The 20,328-nt window shown below is 59.3% G+C and carries 16 protein-coding genes; 9 read left to right on the top strand and 7 right to left on the bottom strand.

The annotated features are described in order from the left end of the window. Nucleotides 1-12: 12 nt before the first annotated feature. From GOX63_RS13445 to GOX63_RS13475, 7 genes are all read left to right on the top strand, one after another. Entirely contained in the window at nt 13-1,248 is a 1,236-nt protein-coding gene (locus GOX63_RS13445; RefSeq protein WP_170545967.1) for a lytic murein transglycosylase, read from the top strand. Nucleotides 1,249-1,649: 401 nt separating this feature from the next. Next, nucleotides 1,650-3,278: a peptide ABC transporter substrate-binding protein gene (locus GOX63_RS13450; protein WP_170326673.1), complete on the top strand. Its 1,629-nt coding sequence runs from the start codon at nt 1,650-1,652 to the stop codon at nt 3,276-3,278. A 66-nt stretch (nt 3,279-3,344) separates the two neighbouring features. Beyond that, nucleotides 3,345-4,268 carry an oligopeptide ABC transporter permease OppB gene (gene oppB / locus GOX63_RS13455; RefSeq protein WP_170326672.1) on the top strand — a complete coding sequence of 308 codons (924 nt, stop codon included), beginning with the start codon at nt 3,345-3,347 and terminating at the stop codon, nt 4,266-4,268. Nucleotides 4,269-4,278: 10 nt separating this feature from the next. Continuing rightward, a complete protein-coding gene (locus GOX63_RS13460; RefSeq protein ID WP_170326671.1) occupies nt 4,279-5,208 on the top strand; it encodes an ABC transporter permease subunit in 930 nt (309 codons plus the stop codon). Nucleotide 5,209: 1 nt separating this feature from the next. Next, the gene (locus GOX63_RS13465) at nt 5,210-7,015 is read left to right on the top strand and encodes an ABC transporter ATP-binding protein (protein WP_170326670.1); all 1,806 of its coding nucleotides are present in this window, start codon (nt 5,210-5,212) and stop codon (nt 7,013-7,015) included. Nucleotides 7,016-7,320: 305 nt separating this feature from the next. After that, nucleotides 7,321-8,214: a UTP--glucose-1-phosphate uridylyltransferase GalU gene (gene galU, locus GOX63_RS13470; RefSeq protein WP_170326669.1), complete on the top strand. Its 894-nt coding sequence runs from the start codon at nt 7,321-7,323 to the stop codon at nt 8,212-8,214. Between the two features lie 185 nt (nt 8,215-8,399). Beyond that, entirely contained in the window at nt 8,400-9,476 is a 1,077-nt protein-coding gene (locus tag GOX63_RS13475) for a DUF2793 domain-containing protein (protein ID WP_170545970.1), read from the top strand. A gap of 31 nt (nt 9,477-9,507) precedes the next feature. Here the strand turns inward: GOX63_RS13475 and fcl are convergent, their stop codons facing one another. The 3 genes from fcl to GOX63_RS13490 all read right to left on the bottom strand — a co-directional run bounded on the left by fcl (nt 9,508) and on the right by GOX63_RS13490 (nt 12,700). Further along, nucleotides 9,508-10,485, bottom strand: coding sequence for a GDP-L-fucose synthase (gene fcl, locus GOX63_RS13480; protein WP_170326667.1), 978 nt, complete (start codon nt 10,483-10,485; stop codon nt 9,508-9,510). Nucleotides 10,486-10,495: 10 nt separating this feature from the next. Then, on the bottom strand, nt 10,496-11,620 hold the full coding sequence (gmd, locus tag GOX63_RS13485) for a GDP-mannose 4,6-dehydratase (RefSeq protein WP_170326666.1): 1,125 nt from the start codon (nt 11,618-11,620) through the stop codon (nt 10,496-10,498). A gap of 201 nt (nt 11,621-11,821) precedes the next feature. After that, the gene (locus GOX63_RS13490) at nt 11,822-12,700 is read right to left on the bottom strand and encodes a phytanoyl-CoA dioxygenase family protein (protein ID WP_170545973.1); all 879 of its coding nucleotides are present in this window, start codon (nt 12,698-12,700) and stop codon (nt 11,822-11,824) included. A gap of 103 nt (nt 12,701-12,803) precedes the next feature. Here GOX63_RS13490 and GOX63_RS13495 point away from each other — a divergent pair, with 103 nt between their 5' ends. Continuing rightward, entirely contained in the window at nt 12,804-13,694 is an 891-nt protein-coding gene (locus GOX63_RS13495; RefSeq protein ID WP_170326664.1) for a LysR family transcriptional regulator, read from the top strand. On the opposite strand, the gene GOX63_RS13500 is transcribed toward GOX63_RS13495, so the two are convergent. From GOX63_RS13500 to GOX63_RS13510, 3 genes are read right to left on the bottom strand one after another with little or no spacing between them, the layout of a single operon-like run. Continuing rightward, nucleotides 13,667-14,746, bottom strand: a complete 1,080-nt coding sequence (locus GOX63_RS13500; protein WP_170326663.1) for a helix-turn-helix domain-containing protein — start codon at nt 14,744-14,746, stop codon at nt 13,667-13,669. The two genes, GOX63_RS13495 and GOX63_RS13500, sit on opposite strands and share 28 nt — an antisense overlap. A 58-nt stretch (nt 14,747-14,804) precedes the next feature. After that, nucleotides 14,805-15,551 carry a hypothetical protein gene (locus GOX63_RS13505; protein ID WP_170326662.1) on the bottom strand — a complete coding sequence of 249 codons (747 nt, stop codon included), beginning with the start codon at nt 15,549-15,551 and terminating at the stop codon, nt 14,805-14,807. Next, nucleotides 15,548-16,084, bottom strand: a complete 537-nt coding sequence (locus tag GOX63_RS13510) for an RNA polymerase sigma factor (RefSeq protein WP_170326661.1) — start codon at nt 16,082-16,084, stop codon at nt 15,548-15,550. Before GOX63_RS13510 ends, GOX63_RS13505 begins: the two co-directional genes overlap by 4 nt. Nucleotides 16,085-16,312: 228 nt before the next feature. Between GOX63_RS13510 and GOX63_RS13515 the strand changes: the two genes are divergently transcribed. Then, nucleotides 16,313-18,619, top strand: coding sequence for a Tex family protein (locus GOX63_RS13515; protein ID WP_217356199.1), 2,307 nt, complete (start codon nt 16,313-16,315; stop codon nt 18,617-18,619). A 38-nt stretch (nt 18,620-18,657) separates the two neighbouring features. Here GOX63_RS13515 and GOX63_RS13520 read toward each other — a convergent pair whose 3' ends face one another. Next, nucleotides 18,658-19,917, bottom strand: a complete 1,260-nt coding sequence (locus GOX63_RS13520) for a replication initiation protein (RefSeq protein WP_170326660.1) — start codon at nt 19,915-19,917, stop codon at nt 18,658-18,660. Between the last annotated feature and the right edge of the window lie 411 nt (nt 19,918-20,328).

Here is a 20,328-nt window from a genome sequence, read left to right on the forward strand (position 1 = left end):
CACATTCCAGTGATGCGTTGGATTGTTCTTGCCCTCAGCCTGTGGTGCCTTTCGACAAGCGCCTATGCGCAGGATCGCGCTGCAGTTGAGCGGCAATTTCAGGTTTGGTTGAACGAAACGGTCTGGCCACGTGCCAGGGCCAAAGGCGTCTCACGCAAGACCATGAAGCAGGCCTTTGACGGGGTGACGCTCAATTGGAAACTACCGGATCTTGTACCGCCGGGGCAAAAGGCAGAAACACCCAAACAGCAAAAACAGGCTGAGTTCGGATCGCCCGGGCGCTATTTCAACGCAGGCTCTGTGCAGGGTGCGACAGCCACAGGGCGGCAGATGGCGCGCCGCCATGCGACAACACTGGCGCGGGTCGAGGCCGAAACCGGCGTGCCCGGCCGCATCATTCTCGCAATCTGGGGCCGCGAAAGCGGATATGGGCAAGTCCCCATCCGCCACAACGCGTTTCAGGTGCTGGGGACCAAAGGCTTCATGAGCACCCGCTCGGACTATTTCACCGAGGAACTGATCGCCGCTTTGCAAATCGCCGAGGCCAGGCACGCCCCGTCCGGCACGTTAAAAAGCAGCTGGGCCGGTGCGTTGGGCCAACCGCAATTCATGCCCTCGAACTTTCTGACTTATGCGGCGGACGGCAATGGTGATGGGCGATCCGATATCTGGGTCTCACCCGAGGATACAATCGCGTCGATCGGGAATTTTCTGTCCCAACATGGTTGGATCGCCGGGCGCGACTGGGGCTTTGAAGTGACCGTCCCGCCCTCGGTTTCCTGTGCCTTGGAAGGACCGGATCAGGGCAAGCCCATTCGGGACTGGGTGGCGATGGGCGTAACCCGAGTGTCGGGCAAACCGTTCCCGAAACATGAACTGCCGGGCGAAGGCTTTCTGATGATGCCCGCAGGGCGCAATGGCCCAGCCTTCATCGTCACACCGAATTTCTACGTCCTGAAGGACTACAACAAAAGCGATCTCTACGCCCTGTTCGTCGGCCATGTCGGAGACCGCATTCAGTATGGCGTCGGAGATTTCAGCGCCCGCTGGGGCAAGGTCGGCAGTCTGTACCGGTCTGATGTGGCCGCCATGCAGAGGGCTTTGGAACGCCAGGGCCATGATGTCGGCGGCGCGGACGGGTTGCCCGGATTCAAAACCCGCCGCTCGATCGGGCGCTGGCAACAGGCCACGGGCCGCACCCCGACCTGTTTCCCCGAAGCCAGCATGAAATCCACCCTGAACCAATAGCGATTCGCACGGTCCCTTACGTCACTTCGTCGGCAAAACCCCGTCCTTTGGGCAAAGCACAAATCGAGACCTTCACGAAAGTGTTAAGAACCGCTGGAGTTTCCTCATTATATTTCGGAACCACCCCGGGTTTCATTCACAATCCACCTATAGTTGCCTATTTTTCAGGCAAAGGCTTTATCCTTTTTTGAAATAGTGCCACCTTCGGCGCCAGTGAAAGGCGACTTTCGCAACCACGTTCCCGACTGCAAACCGAAAGACTGCGACGCGGTGTTCATTGCGATCTGAAAAAGCAAAATTCGAACGGGTCCCGGTCTCGACCAGAGTCGGACAAACAAGGTGGCCAGCAGCCATCCTGAATGGATGCGCGCGCCTTGCCTCTAAAAAATGGGAGTAGAAAAATGAACAAGTATATTCGTACATCTCTGGCCGGGCTGTTGACCTCGACCATGATTACCGGCGCGGCCTTTGCCGCAGGGACCCATCCTGAAACCGGCGAGGCGCTGGCGGACGATCAGACCTTCATCTATCGCCTTCTGGACGAAACCACGTCCTTTGACCCTCAGGTCGTTGAAGACGTCGACGGCTCGGATATCGTCCGGGACCTGTTCGAAGGCCTGATGAACCAGGACGAAGACGGTAATCTGGTTCCCGGTGTTGCCACCGGCTATACCACAAACGACACCAAAGACGTTTATACCTTTACCCTCCGCGACAACGCCAAGTGGTCGAACGGCGACCCGGTGACGGCAAATGACTTTGTCTTCGCGTGGAAACGGGCCGTCGATCCTGCCCTGTCCTCGCCCTATGCCTGGTTCATGGAGCTGATGTCGATCGAGAATGCGTCTGAGATCATCGCAGGTGAAAAACCCGTCGATGAACTGGGCGTCACCGCGATCGACGACCACACGCTTGAAGTCAAGCTGAGCGCACCGCTGCCCTATTTCGCGCAGATGACCACTCATACCACCACCTTCCCTGCCCCGCAGAAAGTCATTGAAGAGCTTGGCAGCGAATGGACCAAACCCGGAAACATCGTCTCGAACGGCGCCTACGTGCTGACCGAACACCTGCCGCAGGAACGTTCGACCCGTGAGCGCAACGAGATGTACTGGGACAATGAAAACACGATCCTCGACAAGGTCGTTGCGCTAGTCATCAACGACGAGAACGTCGCCCTGACCCGTTATCTGGCTGGTGAGCTGGACCGCACCGATATCCCGGCAGGTCAGTTCCCGCGTTTGAAAAAAGAACACCCGGAAGAAGCCGTAAGCTATCCGCGTCTGTGTAACTACTATTACACTTTCAACCTGTCCGAAGGTGGCCCCGAAGCGTTCAAAGATCCGAACGTACGTCAGGCGCTGTCCCTGGCCGTGGATCGCAAGATCATCACCGAAAACGTCATGGCAGGCGGCCAACCACAGGCCTACACCTTCGCGCCTGAAGCCACCGCCGGGTTTACCGTACCCGAAGTCGAGATGGCCTCGATGTCTCAGCAGGAACGGGATGAGCTGGCCAAGGAACTGCTGGCAGAAGCAGGCTATGGCCCCGACAACCCGCTGAGCTTTGAAATGGTGTACAACACATCCGAAGCGCACAAGAAAGTGGCTGTCGCGCTAAGCCAGATGTGGAAACAGAAGTTGGGCGTAAACGCCAACCTTGCGAACATGGAATGGAAAGTGTTCCTGGAAGAGCGCGGCAACCAGAACTTCGATCTGGCCCGTGGCGCATGGTGTGGCGACTACAACGAAGCCTCGACCTTCCTGGACCTGCTGCAATCGCAGTCCGGCTATAACGACGGCAAGTACAACAATGCACGTGTCGACGAATTGCTGGCCGAAGCGAAAACCTCGGACGACCCGGCTCCGCTGTACACCGAAGTGGAACGGATCATCGCGCAAGAGACCCCGGTTATCCCGATCTACCACTATGCTGGCGTCTTCATGATCGACAGTGATCTCGGAAACTGGCCGATCAACAACGTAGAGCAGAACTGGTATTCCAAGAACCTCTACAAACGCGCCGAATAATCATCCTGAAAACACGCTTTGCCCCGAAAACCACTTTCGGGGCAGAGCCAATAACGGGGGCATGAAATGCTTGCCTATATCATCCGGCGGTTGTTGATCGCCGTTCCGACGATCCTGTTGCTGATCGTCGCCTGTTTCTTTCTGATGCACTTTGCGCCCGGCGGGCCCTTCACGTCAGAGCGGCCCTTGCCGCCGGCGGTTCTGGCCAATATCGAGGCGCGTTACGGGTTGGACCAGCCGCTGTGGAAACAGCTGTGGGACTACCTGTACAATATCGTGGTGCATTTCGACTTCGGCCCGTCCTTCAAATTCAAGGACCGGGACGTGAATGACATCATCTCGCAGGGTTTCCCGATCTCGCTGACCTATGGCTCGTTGTCCTTCCTTGTGGCCACCGTCATCGGTGTGAGTCTGGGGATTGCCGCTGCAATCAAGCACAACAGCTGGATCGACTATTTCGCTGTGGGTCTGGGCATCGCTGCACAGGCGCTGCCGAACTTCATCATGGGCCCGATCTTGATCCTGACCTTTACCCTGTGGCTGGGATGGCTGCCGGGTGGCGGCTGGCACGGCGGACAGTGGCAATATCTGATCATGCCGGTGATCGCACTGGCGACCTCGTACATGGGGTCGATCGCCCGGATCACACGGTCTTCGATGCTCGAGGTTCTGAACTCGAACTTCATCCGCACCGCCCGCGCCAAGGGTCTGCCAACCAGAACCGTGATCTGGCGCCATGCGCTGAAACCCACCCTGCTGCCGGTCGTGTCTTATCTGGGCCCGGTCTTTGTCTACGTGCTGACAGGATCGGTCTTTGTTGACCTGTATTTCTCGACAGGTGGATTGGGTCAGTCGTATGTGAGTTCGGCTCTTTCAAGAGACTATGCGGTGCTGCTGGGGGTCACGATCCTTTACGGCACGCTGACCGTCATCGTGAACCTGCTGACCGACCTGGCCTATGCCTGGTTCGATCCGAAAATCCGTTACTGAGGGTCTGGCAATGCTTGGAAAATCACAAAAAGCCGCCCAACTGGCCGAAGATGTCACCGACTACACGGTCATTCAGGGGCGCTCGCTCTGGCAGGACGCGCGGATGCGCTTTGTCCGCAACAAGGCCGCGATGGCCAGCGTATTCATTCTGGTGCTGATCGTTCTGTTCACGATCGTCGGCCCATATTTCGCCGTGTGGAACAACGAGGAAATAGACTGGAACGTCATGGGTGACGTTAGCGGCATGGGGATGCCGTCCGTTGAGACCGGGCACTATTTCGGTGTCGATGATCTGGGGCGCGACCTCTACAGCCGTGTCATTCAGGCAACGACCACGTCGTTGCTGGTGGGTCTGATCGGGGCGGCAACCGCGCTGATCGTAGGCACCTTCTACGGTATCGCGGCAGGGTATATCGGCGGTCGTACCGACAGCGTGATGATGCGCTTTGTCGATATCCTGCTGGCCATCCCGGCCACACTTATCATCATCCTGTTGCTGGTGGTCGCGGGGCGCTCGTTCTTCATGCTGTTCATCGCTCTGGGTGCGGTCGGCTGGCTAACGATGGCGCGGATCGTTCGAGGGCAGACTCTGACCTTGAAAAACCGCGAGTTCATCGAAGCCGCACGCGCCGCCGGTGTCAGCGAATTTACCATCATGTATCGCCATATCCTGCCCAACCTGCTGGGCGTAGTGATCGTCTATGCCTCGCTGCTGGTGCCCGAGATGATCCTGACGGAAAGCTTCATCTCGTTCCTTGGACTGGGCATTTCGGAACCCTATACCTCGTTGGGTCGTCTGATCGCCGAAGGTGCAGGCACGATGGGTTATGGCACCCTGTGGCAGCTGATGTTCCCCCTGACATTCTACGTCGCCATCATCATCACGATGTTCTTCATCGGGGATGGTCTGCGTGACGCTCTGGACCCGAAGGATCGCTGATATGAGCCTGTTTTCTGTTAAAGACCTGAGCGTCCAGTTCGATACCCCCGACGGCGTGGTCGAGGCCGTCAAAGGCATCAGTTTCGACATCAACCCGGGCGAATGCCTTGGCATCGTCGGCGAGAGCGGGTCGGGCAAAAGCCAGACCTTCATGGCCGCGATGGGATTGTTGCCACCCGCCGGTCGGGCCTTGGGATCCGCCACTCTGAACGGCAAGGAAATCCTGAACCTGCCCATCAACAAGCTGAACAAGATTCGCGGCGACGACGTCGGCATGATCTTCCAGGACCCGCTAACCGCCCTGACCCCGCATCTGCGGGTCGGCCAGCAAATGCGCGAGGTCCTGCAGGTGCATGAAGGGCTGCAGGGCTCGGCCGCGCGGGCGCGCTGTCTGGAATGGCTGGATCGGGTCCGCATACCCGAAGCAAAGCGGCGGCTGAACCAATACCCGCACGAGCTGTCGGGCGGGATGCGCCAGCGCGTCATGATCGCCATGTCGATGCTGTGTAATCCCAAGCTATTGATCGCGGATGAGCCGACAACAGCGCTGGATGTGACAGTTCAGGCCGACATTCTGGACTTGATGGTGCGTCTGCAGAAGGACGAAGGCACGGCGATTGCCCTGATCACCCATGACATGGGCGTGGTTGCCCGGATGTGCGACCGCATTCAGGTCATGCGTCTGGGTCAGTTTGTCGAAGCCGGGGACACGCGCGAAATCTTCCGTTCACCGCAGCATGACTACACCCGGACATTGCTGGACGCGATGCCCCGCATTGACGCCGGCGACGCGCCCAAGGCGCTGGACAATATCGATGAGCCGCTTCTCAAAGTCGATGACGTCAAGGTGCACTTCCCGATCCACGTCTCAGGCGGACTGTTCGGGCGCAAGGTGCCGCTGAAGGCCGTCGACGGCGTTAGCTTTGACATCCGCAAAGGGGAAACGTTGGGCGTAGTGGGTGAGTCCGGCTGCGGCAAGTCCACTTTGGCGCGGGCGGTTCTGCAACTGATCGAACCCAGCGCGGGCAATGTCAGCTGGCTGGGCCACCCCATCGTCGGGCTGAAACGGGCCGAGCTGAACAAGTACCGCAAGGACCTGCAGATCGTGTTCCAGGATCCGCTGGCCAGCCTAGATCCGCGGATGACGATCTCGGCCTCGATTGCCGAGCCGTTGAAGACCTATCGCCCCGATCTGACCGATCGCGAACGCAAGGATATGGTCGCGCAGATGATGGAGCGGGTCGGCCTGAAGGCCAACATGATCAACCGCTATCCGCACGAGCTGTCCGGCGGCCAGAACCAGCGCGTCGGCATCGCACGCGCGATGATCAACAAACCCAAGTTGATCATCTGCGATGAGGCGGTCTCGGCCCTTGATGTGTCCATTCAGGCGCAGATCGTCGAATTGTTGCGCGAGTTGCAGCAAGAGTTCGGGCTGTCGATGATCTTCATCAGCCACGACCTGTCGGTGGTGCGCGCAGTGTCGAACCGGATCATGGTTTTGTATCTGGGCCGGATCGTTGAGCTGGGCGACGGAGAGGTGATCTGTTCCGATCCGATCCACCCCTACACGAAGTCCCTGATCTCGGCGGTTCCGATCCCGGACCCGGATGTCGAACGGACCCGCCAGCGGTTGAAACTGCCGGGTGAGCTACCCTCGCCCATGGACCCGAAAGCTGCGCTTCGGTTCCTGCCCAGCCGGTTGGCCGCGGGGGAAAACAACTATGTTCCGCAGCTTACCGAAGTGAGACCCGATCATTTCGTGGCCGAACATGACCCGCTGGAGGCCATCATGAACCCGGGCTGACGCCCCTGCCCCGAAGCCCTTTACCCGGCTTCGGGGCAAATCGCTGTAACACGTCCGACCGGCCACTTCTGCACTGCCTCAGCAGACACTGTTCGGATGCCTCATTTCGCCGCAGAGGACGCAGAAACCCGCGATGTTTCAGCGGCTGTAGGTCGATCGTTTTGACTTATACCCCACTGGGTGGCACCATCTTGGGAATTCGCGGTCTGTTTACCCGTTGACGTTGAATGTTCGGGCCACAGGTCCTAAGAGGTCTGCGTAGTAAACACACTGTCAGACATTGTTTTAGTAGCTTGAGAGGTCAAATGGCACGTAAGGTCACAAAGGCGATCTTCCCCGTCGCAGGACTCGGCACCCGATTCCTGCCGGCGACAAAGTCGGTTCCGAAAGAGATCATGACTTTGGTTGATCGCCCGCTGGTACAATATGCCATCGACGAGGCGCGCGCCGCCGGTATCACCGAATTCATCTTTGTAACGTCACGCGGCAAATCTGCTCTGGAGGACTATTTTGACCACAACCTGGTTCTCGAGCAGGAATTGAAAGCCAAGGGCAAGGATCAGCTGCTGGAAACCCTGAGCGCGACCAATATGGAAAGCGGTGCAATCGCCTATATCCGCCAGCACAAAGCGCTGGGTCTGGGTCACGCGGTCTGGTGTGCCCGCCGTCTGATCGGCGATGAACCCTTTGCCGTGATGCTGCCCGATGACGTGATCGCTGGCGACAAACCCTGCCTGAAGCAGATGGTCGAAGCCTATGAGGAAACCGGCGGCAACATGGTTGCGGCCATGGAAGTTCCGGCCGACAAAACCAGCGCGTACGGCGTTTTGGATGTGGGTGAAAATATCGGCTCGGTCGTCCGTGCGCGCGGTATGGTCGAAAAACCGAAACCCGAGGAGGCACCGTCGAATCTGGCGGTCATTGGGCGTTACATTCTGGGCCCGTCGGTTCTGTACAACCTGAACCAGATGAAAAAGGGCAGCGGTGGAGAAATCCAGCTGACTGATGCGATTGCCGAGGATATCGGGAACGGTGTGCCGGTCTTTGGCTACAAGTTCAAAGGGCAGCGTTTTGACTGCGGGTCCAAGTCCGGCTTCCTGCAGGCCACGGTTGCCTTTGCACTGGCCCGCGACGACCTGCGCGAAGACCTGAGCCAGTATCTGCACGACATCGTCGCCACAGGTCAGGCTGCGCAGTAACGAACCGCCTTTAAACAGGTTCAAGAATTCCAGCCGGGGTGTTCTGCACCCCGGCTTTTTTGTGCGCCTGCAAAAGTTAGCAAGTGGTTTTTCGGGCGTCCGGCCCGGTCAGACAGGATTCATGCACCACACGGCAATGTGGCGCGCAATTCAATTGTCGGACCGACAGCCTCAGGAGGACGCCCGTGTCACAGAACTCACCTCGCTTAAACCTGCCATTTTTACAGCCGTCGCAGGCGCAAAAACACGTCACCCATAACGAAGCGCTGCGGCAGCTGGACCTGATCACGCAACTGAGTGTGGCCACGACAAACGCCTCGACCCCGCCCGCCGTCCCGGACCAGGGAGAGGTCCACGCGTTGGGCCCATCACCCACGGGGGATTGGACCGGGCAAGCCGGGAAGCTGGCCGCGTGGCTGGACAATGCTTGGCATTTCGTGACGCCCGGCATGGGCTGGCGCGCGTGGGATGAGAGCGCCGGGCAAATAGTAATCTGGGATGGCAGCGCCTGGATCAATCCTCCGGTCGCGACGCAAAACTTGGACGGTGTGGGTATCGCCACCGGGTATAACAGCACAAACCGTCTTTCGGTGCGGTCTCCGGCGACGCTTCTCAGTCATGATGGCGGCGGGCATCAGTTGAAGATCAACAAGGCCAACGCAGGCGACACCGCGTCCCTGTTGTTTCAATCCAACTGGACCGGCCATGCCGAGATGGGCTTGTCCGGCGACACCGGCTTTGCCATCAAAGTCTCGCCCGATGGCAGCAGCTGGACCGACGCGCTGAGTTTCGATCCAGCGACCGGAGCCGCCAGCGGCGCGGCTGTTCAGACCAGCGCGGATGACACCACCGCTGGTCGGCTGATGCGGGCGGACTTCGGCTATGGCCCGGGCAACCTGCTGGGTGTCGTGGCGCAGAGCGGTGGCAGTCCGACCGGGGGCGTCATCGAACGCGGTTCAAACGCAAATGGCGATTATGTGCGCTTTGCCGATGGTACCCAGATCTGCGCCGTCTCGCTGACGGCCATGGACTGTACGAATACAGAAGGTGCTTTGTTTGCAAGCAATGCGGTGGTTTGGGATTTCCCGGTGGCTTTTGCGGTGGGCTCAACCGTTGCGGTGTCCGGTAGCGGAGGCGCTACCACCCGTTTCATGGGGCTCGATGCACCGACTGACACTCAGGTACAGTTCAAGGTTCTGTCCACCGCGATTGATGCGACGGCGCTGGCACCAACGGCCACTGCAATTGGCCGCTGGTTCTGATCTCGAATTGCCCGGGCCCACGCCCGGGCTTTTACTTTGCGCGCAGATCCGCGTCCGCCTGATCCAGGAACCAGGCATAGGTTTCGCGAATCCCGTCTTCGAGCCCGACGCGCGCGCGCCAGCCCATATCAGCCAGACGAGACACATCCATCAGCTTGCGCATAGTGCCGTCCGGTTTGCTGACATCCTGCGTGATCTTGCCGGTGAATCCGGTGGTTTTCGCCACCAGAGCCGCCAGTTCCGCGATCGAAACATCCTCGCCACAGCCGACATTGATATGGCTCAACATCGGCTGGGTGTTCGCCTCATAAACATCGCGGGGCAGGTCGAGCACGAACAGCGACGCTTCGGCCATGTCATCCACATGGAGGAATTCGCGGCGGGGTTTGCCGGTGCCCCAGATCACGACCTCATCCAAACCATCCCGCTGCGCCTCGTGGAAGCGACGGATCAGGGCAGGCAGCACATGGCTGTTTTCCGGGTGGAAATTGTCGCCCGGGCCATAGAGGTTGGTCGGCATGACCGAGCGGTAATCGACACCGTGTTGCCGGTTATAGCTTTCACACAGTTTGATCCCGGCGATCTTGGCCACCGCATAGGGTTCGTTGGTCGGCTCAAGTACGCCGGTCAGCAATGCATCTTCGCGCATCGGCTGCGGTACAGCGCGCGGGTAGATGCAGGAACTGCCCAGTTGCAGCAGATGCTTCACCCCGGCGGCAAAGGCCTGATGGATCACGTTACATTCGATCATCAGGTTGTCGTAGATGAAATCCGCGGGATATGTGTTGTTGGCGTGAATACCGCCCACTTTGGCCGCGGCCAGGATCACGACATCCGGGCGTTCGGTCTGCATGAAATCGCGCACGGCGGCCTGATCGGTCAGGTCCAACTCAGCATGTGTACGGGTGACCAACTCAAGCGCTTCGCCTGCGGCCTTCCGATCCTGCAAGCGGCGCAGGATTGCGCCACCAACCATGCCGCGGTGGCCTGCTACGTAGATCTTGCGCATGGCGCCCTCCTCAGCCGTTTTCCAGACTTACAGGCAACTCATAGCCATGCTCTTTCAACAGCGCATGACGTTTCGAGGTCTTGAGGTCCTCGACAACCATCTCGGCGCACATTTCCTGAACGGTCAGCTCGGGCTCCCAGCCCAGCTTGGTCTTGGCATTCGACGGATCGCCCAGCAGCGTTTCCACCTCGGCCGGACGGAAATATTGCGGGTCGATGCGCATGATCACATCGCCCGGTTTCAAGGCCGGTGCGTTGTCGCCCTCGATCGATTTGACCGTTGCAATCTCATCCACGCCTTCGCCTGTGAACTCCAGGGTGATGCCTAACTCAGCCGCCGACCATTCGATGAACTGACGGACCGAATACTGCACGCCGGTCGCGATCACGAAATCTTCGGGGTTGTCCTGTTGCAGCATCAGCCATTGCATCCGCACATAGTCTTTCGCATGGCCCCAATCGCGCAGGCTGTCGATGTTGCCCATATACAGGCAGTTTTCCAGACCCTGCGCGATATTCGCCAGACCGCGGGTGATCTTGCGGGTCACGAAGGTTTCACCGCGGCGGGGACTCTCGTGGTTGAACAGGATGCCGTTGCAGGCATACATGCCATAGGCTTCACGGTAGTTCACCGTGATCCAGTAGGAATACAGCTTGGCCACCGCGTAAGGCGAGCGCGGGTGGAACGGCGTTGTCTCACGCTGCGGGATTTCCTGCACCAGACCATACAGTTCCGAAGTCGAGGCCTGATAGAACCGGGTTTTCTTCTCAAGCCCTAGGAACCGGATCGCTTCAAGCAGGCGCAACGTGCCGATGGCATCGACATCGGCGGTATATTCCGGAGATTCAAAACTGACCGCGACATGGGACTGCGCGCCGAGGTTGTAAACCTCGTCCGGCTGCACTTCCTGAATGATTCGCGTCAGGTTCGACGTATCGCTGAGGTCACCGTAATGCAGATACAGATTTGGGTTGGGAACATGCGGGTCTTGATAGATATGGTCGATCCGCTGCGTGTTGAACGAGGACGCGCGGCGCTTAATCCCATGAACTTCATAGCCTTTTTCCAACAGAAACTCGGCCAGATAAGACCCGTCCTGTCCGGTAATACCGGTAATCAACGCCTTTTTCGTCATCATTTTTTCCCACGGAATACTGTGTGCATCTTTGACGTCTCAGAAACAGCAAGAACTCGCGGAATGCAACCCAAGGCTAGAAATGGCCGAAATTACCGGCGGCAGGTTCCTGCCTGCACGCCGGTCAGGGAAATCGAAGGATAACAGAGGTTTTGCAACAGGCGGCGAAGTCAGCGCCTAACACTGTCTGCTGTGGTCAGCCTACCCGTACAACGGAACCGCGCTTTTGGCCCCATCCGCCAGCGCCTTGCTCTGATCCCTGCGCACCTGTTCGTAAAGGGCCAACGCCCGCTCCGAGAACAGGTGGCTTGGCGGCTCGACATGCACGAAGTTGGACTGCCCGTCCTGTCCACGCGCCAACATGGCATAGTCACGATCCGCAACCAGCTGCTTTGCGTTGGGGTTCAGATACCGGATGGCCAGACCGATCCTGCGATCCTCGGACCGGTTCGGACCCGAGCCGTGAATGGTCAGCCCGTGGTGCAAGGACATCTGCCCGGGTGCCAGTTCGATATGGGTCTTGTCCTCCTCGGCCACATCGACAGCAACCTCCTGACCGCGCGACAGCAGGTTGGTTTCGGAATAGGTATCGTTATGCGGCAGGATCGGGTTCTTGTGGCTTCCCTGCACGAAGTCCATGCAGCCGCTTGCGACCGTGGCAGGGGACAGCGCAATCCAGGCGGTGACCTGATCCGGCGTTTCACCCATACCCCAATAAGTCAGGTCCTGATGCATACCCACGGTGTGATCGGTATGTGCCTCTTTAATAAAAAACTCGGCCGACCAAACCATGATATCCGGGCCCAGAACGCCCTCAACCGCGTCCAACACCCTAGGGTCCAGCGCGATCCGGGCCGCCAGCGGGATCACCAAATGCGCGTTTACACGCTTGTAGGTGTTCAGCGGCAGGGGCAAATCCGCAGCCAGCCAATCCTGTTCAAGCTGTTCCAGCTCAGCGCGAATCTCGGCGGATTCCTGGGCTGAAAAAATCGTCAGCGGAAAAAGAAACCCGTCTTCCCAATACTGTGCGGATTGGGCTGCAGTCAGCGCGGTTTCAGACTTTGGGGCGGTTTGCGGCATGTCGTACCTCTTGGATGCGTGTCGCCGAAGGATAGGGCACAAACCAATCGGGCCAGCGCGCAACCTCTTGCCCGTGAGGATAAGTTCAGCTTAGCCTTTGTTCATGTCGTCCCGCATCCCCTCTCTTAATTGGCTGCGCGTGTTCGAGGCCGCGGCCCGCACCGAAAGCTTTGCCCGCGCTGCCACTCAGTTGAACATGTCGGCAGCAGCCGTCAGCCAACAGGTCAAGGCGTTGGAGACACGGCTGGGCACGCCGCTGTTTCACCGCCACGCCCATGCGGTGACCCTGACCGAGGCGGGACGGGCTTATCTGCCATCGGTTCAGCAATCTCTGCTGATGCTGGAAACCGCCACTACAGGGCTATTTGGCGAATCCCGGGCACAACGGTTATTTGTACAGTCCGTCCTGTTGTTCGCGCATGGCGTGATTGCCGGTGGCTTACCGGATTTTCAGACAGCGCATCCTCAGATCAACCTGTCCTTGACCACTGGGAATCTGGTGTCGGATTTTGCCAACCAGTTCACCGATTTGCAGATCGTCTTCGGCAACCCGGCGCTCTACGGGACCGAAAGCGACATGTTGCTGCATGAAACCCTGTATCCGATGGCCCCGCCCGTGATTGCAGCGCAGATCCAAAGCCCACAGGACCTGTTTCAGTTCCCGCTGATCGAGGTCTCGACCCATCGCGCAAGCTGGCTGCACCTGTTCGAAACCTTGCGTCTGCCCGCCGGTCAGGCACGGTTTTTCTTTGCCGACAATTCGCTGATGGCGGCCGAGCTTTCGGCCAGCGGCGGTGGCATTGCGCTGGCCCGCGCGCCTGCCTCCGATCGTATCATGCAACTGTCCGGCCTTGTCCCCTGCCTGCCGGACATTCAGGTTGCCGGGCAGGAAGCCTATCATCTGGTCTATCCGTCGCGCGCCGCACTGCGCCCTCCTGCGCGTGCGTTTCGCGACTGGCTGCTGGATTACAGCGCCGCAGTCCAGACCCGGTAACGCCCCTGCCCTGTCACCTCGCGGATCAGGCCACGTCGGGTAAATCTGTCGATATTGCGTTGCACCGCCGCGCGTGAGGCTTTGGTCAATTCTTCGGCCAGCGGCGCCGAAACCATGGGCCATGCGGTCAGAACATCAATCAACAGGGGTGGTGTCCGTCCACTGAGCCCGCTGGTGGCCTCGCGCGCGCGCTGGTCCCAGGCGCTGACCCGGTCCAGGTGCATCAACGCGGCCAGCGCCGCCTGCCCTGCCCCCCGGACCCAGGCCGAGAGCTTTTCGTCCACCTCCCCTGCCCCGCGCAACGCGCCCGGGCCTGACAGGGCCAGCGGCATGAACATCGCCCCGCCCCGCCCCATCGTTGCCGCATGACGGGCCGCGATGATTGCGGCCTCGGTATCCTGCCCAATACCCTGCGACAGCGCGCGCCAGGCGTGAAAGGCCATTGCGGCCTGCGTGACCGGGTGCAGACCTTCCGAGTTGCGCATCACTTCGGCCAGATCGGCCACCGCCTCGGGGATGTCTTCGATCCCCTGCGCCATCCGGTCCAGAAACGCTGTCAGGCCGGTCTCCCACCCGCCCTCCGAGGGGCCGGGACCGGCAGTTAGCCGCCGCACCGCCCATCCTGCGCGGAACAGCGCCTGAACGTCGTCTCCGGTTGCACCGATGCGCAGACCCGTCCACAGCGCCAGTCGATCCACACTGATCCGGTCGCCGGTCCACCAGCCCAGATCGGACACATCCATCAGAGCCAACCGATGGGTCCACCCATCCGGCCCTGCGCGCAACCGTTCGTCCAACGCACCGAAGATCGCAGCGAGATCGGCCAGTTCATAGGACAGCTCGGCCTGTGCCGCGCGCCAATCCCGCGGATCGAACAACAATCGGCGATCCACCTTGGGACCGGGGATCAAATAGTCCTCGACCGCCTCTTCATCCTCGGGCGGTAGAAACCACAGATCGTCGTCTTCGGGCGGGTCCACGTCATAGATACTGGGAGGACCAACCGCGTCGGCGTCCTCATCCGGATCAGGTATGACAGGTCTTGTCGTCATATCCGGTATATTTCGGGGAATTGCCGCAGTTCACAAGGCGTTTTTACACCCCGTGCCATCAGCCCGGGAAACTTGTGGTCAGGATGTCCAGCTGCCCGGCCAGATCGGTCTGATCCTTGGCGCCGATCAGCATGTATCCATACCCATCCCGCGCCCAGGTCGCCGTGGCCAACCCGCTGAGAACCGCCTCTTTCAGTTCCCTTGTCGGCGCGCCTTCGCCCTGCCGGATCACACAAAAGGCAAAGGGCTGACCCTGTTCGTCGGCAAACACGACCTGAACCAGGGGCTTGCCCTTGAATGACAGGATCTGCGCGCGTTTCAGTTCTCCGCCCGGCAGGGCTTCAAGCGCCGCGCGGTTCAGCGACCGCCCCAGCTGTTCCTCGGCCATCGCAAACTGCGCGTCCAGCGCCTGAGGCGAGCTGTCCAGAGACGCGATCGTGTCCGGCGTATAGAGCGACTGATAAATGGCCGCCTGCGCGGCCCAGCCCAAAGGTTTCGGACGCATAGCCCAGTAGGTGGCGGATACGGCCACAACCGCGACCGAGGCTGCAACGGCCAGCAACCGCAACCCACCTCCCGCAGGCCGAACGGGCGCAACAGGCACGTGCTCGGGCAGATCCACCGCAGGCGTTTCGGCGGGGACACGCTCGAACACCGCCTGCACCACAGGCGCAAACGGGTCCAGCGCCATCAGGCGCTGCTCAAGCTCGGGGTCGGCCTCAACCGCGCTTTCGATGGCGCGGGCTTCGGCCTCGTCCAGTTTGCCTTCCAGATACGCTGTCAGCGTCTCGTCGGAAAACTTCATTTGCCACTCCGTCGAACGGCGTCTGCCGCCTCATGCTGCATCACGGTTTTCAGTTTCTGCCGGGCGTTGGACAGCCGGCTCATAATCGTTCCTATCGGCACCTCCAGCAACGCGGCGGCCTCGCGGTAGCTATAGCCCTCGACGAACACAAGCATGACCGTCTCGCGCTGCGCTTCCGGAAGTTGCATCACTTGAGTAAACACTTCAGCGGCGAAAATATTCGTTTCCGCGTCCGGCCCGGCAGCAATCAGTTCCGCTTCGGGCGTGACCGACAGTGCCTGCGCCTTGCGGACCGAACGAGCCCGCACCTCATTCAGCCAGATCGAGCGGCAGATGGTGATCAGCCAACTGTCCAGCCGCTCGAAGGACGTCACCTGATGATGGCGTTCCAGCGCGCGCAGACAAGTGGATTGCAACAGGTCGTCGGCCACATCCGATGCACCGGACAGCGCCAGCCCGAACCGCCAAACACGTTTCGAGTGCATCTGGATCGCGCCGCGCACGGCCTGTTCCGAGCTTGTTTCAACACTCATCAAAAAATTCGCGACCTGTTTGTGTTACTCACGGACCAGGGTCCGAAGGCTCAGAATTGACATAGCCCGAGGAAGAAAGAAATGAAACGTCTGATCCGGGTCGATATGTCAAAGTCCCAAAATCTCGGCACGATGACCTGCAGGGGTTCGCCGAACAGGTCCGATCCCCCTTCCCCTTGGGGATGCGGCTGGCTAAGAAGTTCCTCCAGACATTTTCAGGAGGCCCCCTTGGACCGCATCGCCCGCACCATCGCCACCGAGATCAACGCCCGCCCTGAACAGGTGGGGGCAGCGGTGAAACTGCTGGACGAAGGGGCCACCGTCCCCTTTGTCGCCCGCTATCGAAAAGAGGTAACCGGCGGGCTGGACGATACCCAACTGCGGACCCTATCCGACCGGCTGACCTATTTACGCGAGCTTGAGGCCCGGCGCGAGACTATCTTGGGCTCGATCAAGGATCAGGGTAAACTGACCGACGATCTGGCCAAATCCATCGCGCAGGCTGATACCAAAGCACAGCTGGAAGACATCTATCTGCCTTACAAACCCAAGCGTCGAACCAAGGCGATGATCGCGCGGGAAAATGGGCTGGAGCCGTTGGCCGATGCCATTCTGGACGACCGGTCCGCCGATCCCGAAACTCTGGCGCAGGGTTATGTGACCGAGGCGGTGCCGACCACAAAAGACGCGCTGAACGGCGCGCGGGATATCATCACCGAACGGCTGACCGAAAACGCCACCCTGCTGGGCGAGCTGCGCGATTTCATGCAACGCGAGGCTCTGCTGACTTCGAAAGTGATCGACGGCAAGGAACAGGAAGGCGCAAAATTCAGCGACTATTTCGGCCACACCGAGCTTTGGTCGAAAACCCCGTCGCACCGGGCGTTGGCGATGCTGCGCGCCTCGAAAGAAGGGATCGTAACGCTGGATATCGCGCCGGAACCCGAAGCGGGCGCCGCGCGGGCTGAGGCCATCGTCGCCGCCCATCTGCACACGCGTGGTGACGGCCCCGCGGATAAGTGGCTGCGCAAAGTGGCCGGGTGGACCTGGCGGGTGAAACTGTCCCTGTCGATGATGGTTGAGCTGATGGCCGACCTGCGCAGCCGGGCGCAAGACGAAGCTATTCAGGTTTTTTCCCGCAATCTCAAGGACTTGCTGTTTGCCGCGCCGGCCGGAGCGCGGGCAACCCTGGGTCTGGACCCCGGTATCCGCACCGGTGTCAAAGCAGCCGTTGTTGACGCCACTGGCAAGGTGGTCGCAACGGACACGCTTTACCCGTTTCAGCCAAAGAATGATCTGCGCGGTGCACAGGCCACTATTCTGAACCTGATCGCCGCCCACAAAATCGAATTGATTGCCATCGGTAACGGCACCGCCAGCCGCGAAACCGAGAAGATGGTGGCCGACGCGCTGAAGCTGTTGCCCAAAACCGTGAAAACCCCGACCAAGGTGGTTGTCTCCGAAGCAGGCGCCTCGGTCTATTCCGCTTCAGAACTGGCCGCGCGCGAGTTTCCTGATCTCGATGTGTCGTTGCGCGGAGCCGTGTCAATCGCTCGGCGGCTGCAGGACCCACTGGCCGAGCTGGTCAAAATCGAACCGAAGTCAATTGGCGTCGGTCAGTATCAGCACGACGTGGATCAGCACCGCCTGTCGCAATCCCTGGCCTCGGTGATCGAAGACGTGGTGAACGCCGTGGGCGTTGATCTGAATACGGCTTCGGCGCCCCTGCTCTCTCATGTCTCGGGTCTGGGCCCCGGGCTGGCCGAAGCGATTGTCCTGCATCGCGACCTGAACGGCGCGTTTCAATCGCGCAAGGAGCTGCTGAAAGTGGCCCGCCTTGGCCCCCGGGCTTATGAGCAATGTGCGGGCTTTTTGCGCATTCGCGACGGCTTGGAACCTTTGGATGCCTCCTCGGTTCACCCCGAAGCCTATGACGTGGCGCGTCGGGTTGTTTCCGCCTGCGAACGCGACATCCGGCAGATCATGGGCCATGACGGCGCTTTGAAAGGACTGCGAGCCGAGCAATTCGTCAACGACACGTTCGGCCTGCCGACCGTTCGGGATATCTTTGCCGAATTGGAAAAACCCGGCCGCGATCCAAGACCGAGCTTTGTCACCGCCTCATTCACCGATGGCGTTGAAGAGATCACCGATCTGAAACCGGGTATGGTGCTGGAAGGTACTGTCACCAACGTCGCCGCCTTTGGTGCCTTCGTGGATATCGGTGTGCATCAGGACGGGCTCGTGCATGTCAGCCAACTGGCGGACCGGTTCGTCAAGGACCCGCATGAAGTGGTCAAAACCGGCCAGGTTGTCAAAGTCACAGTGGTTGAAGTGGATGTTCCCCGCAAACGGATCGGCCTGACGATGCGCAAGGATGGCGGTGCCTCAGCGCGCGAGGATCGGGCCAACCGTGAACCGAAAAAGAGCTTTGGTCACTCAAAAGCCAAAGGAACACAACGCGCAAAATCTGACGGTAATGCGCACAACAGTGCATTCGCGGATGCACTTAAGTCGGCGATGAAAGACCGTTGATGTTCCAAGGGGCCGTTTACGGCCCCTTCTTCCGACGTCTAGGTGAATGCGTCGGGTTCAAGTTCTTCCCAAAAATCGAAGATAGCGTTGGCGTTCAGACCCGAACGCCAGCCATGAGCGCGGAAATGCTCCCGGTCCAAATCATTGTCGAGCCCTGCCAGAAACAGCCGTTTGTCCGCATCCCTCTGAGTGGGGTTTCGCCGCGAAACCAGCTCTTCGACGATGGACAATTTGCGGGACCGCTCGGCCCGTTCCGCTGCGCGCGCCGCGTAGGCCTGATCCTCGAGCACCTTTTCGGCCTTGCGCACGCGCGCAGCCTCAACGGCTTCGGGACTGGGTTCAGCCGGTACTTCTTTTTCCGGCGGCTGGTAGTCGTCCCGCAAAGCCGCGGACAAATAGCCGACCGTGGATTTCACGTCCCCCTGCCCGCTGACATAATCCAGCTTCTGCTGCACGTAGTCCTCGCCATGCTCTGCGATCCATTGGCGGGCAAGCCGGTCTGACACCCCTTGTTTGCGCAGCGTCTTGTAGACCTGCAGGTTGCGAACGCCATCGCTGTCGTCGATCTCGAACATCGCCTTTTGCGGGTTTCCCTTGATCAGAAACCGAATATCGGTGACCGTGCGTCCCTTTTTCTGAAACTCTGGCTCGATCAAAATGTCCGAGCTTTTGTTCACTTCGGCAACGGCCGGCTTGATGATCTTCGCATTCAGGTGCTTGAAGCTGCTGTAATAGTCGCTGCCATCGACCCCCATGAGCTTGCGGAACACATCCAGCGCCCACCATCCCGTCGACCCGGTTCGAACGAAACGGTAGCAATTCTCATAAAGCGCCAATCCATGGCCCGAGCTGAAGTTCCTTTGGATTTGGACGTTGATCAGCGCATAGATTTTTGGGTCATAGAGTTTCTGCGCCAAGGCCGGAGAATAAGCGTACTCACAAATCCCGTTCTTCAGCTTGGCAAAACTGAGCAGCGAGGACACACCCCATTCCTGCCGACCCTGTTCGTCCAGCATATCCCACTCTGCGACGGTCTCGGCCAGCGCTCGCAAGCTGGCCCGCAGCGTATCGAAATCGTTGGAGTTGTAGCCGACCATCATCGCAAGGGTGCGGGCGTCAATAGTATGTGTCTGTGCAGAGGTCAGAGCGTCATAGGCATTCAGCAACAGGACATTGGACAGCTTGCGCTGCAACAACGTAAGTTTGCCGCTGATGTGAATCGCGGCGACGTTTTTCTTGACCGTCTCCCGGCGCAGTGCCCCGGAAAGCTGATCCATATCCAATTGTGTATCCGGCATGATTCTGCCTGGCTGCTCGTTTTCGGTATATCTGACATGAAAAGTACCTGCGGATCAAATCAATTTGGGTACCCAAATACAGGAATGAAGGAATCCCGTATCTGGGTACCTAGCGTCAAACTCAGGTAAGTTATCCACAGAAACGGTCCATGAATGCGCCTCCAATAGACACTGTCACCTAAATCCACCCACCGAAAGGTCCGGGTTTAGGGTCTAAACTGTCCGAAAATTCAAAGCCCTGCGAATCGGCACCCTTCTTCCCGCAAACCGGAACCTTTGGTCCTGCATGTGGGTTCTTTTGATCCCGGAATCGGGTACCTTTGATCCCGTATTCAGGTACTGGAAGTACACCTAACTATTGTTTTATAATGATTTTTTTGACTTAAAGATTCTAAAACATCTAAAAATAAT

This window comes from Ruegeria arenilitoris (assembly GCF_013031355.1).
In the GTDB taxonomy this organism is placed as follows: Bacteria; Pseudomonadota; Alphaproteobacteria; order Rhodobacterales; family Rhodobacteraceae; genus Ruegeria; species Ruegeria arenilitoris_C.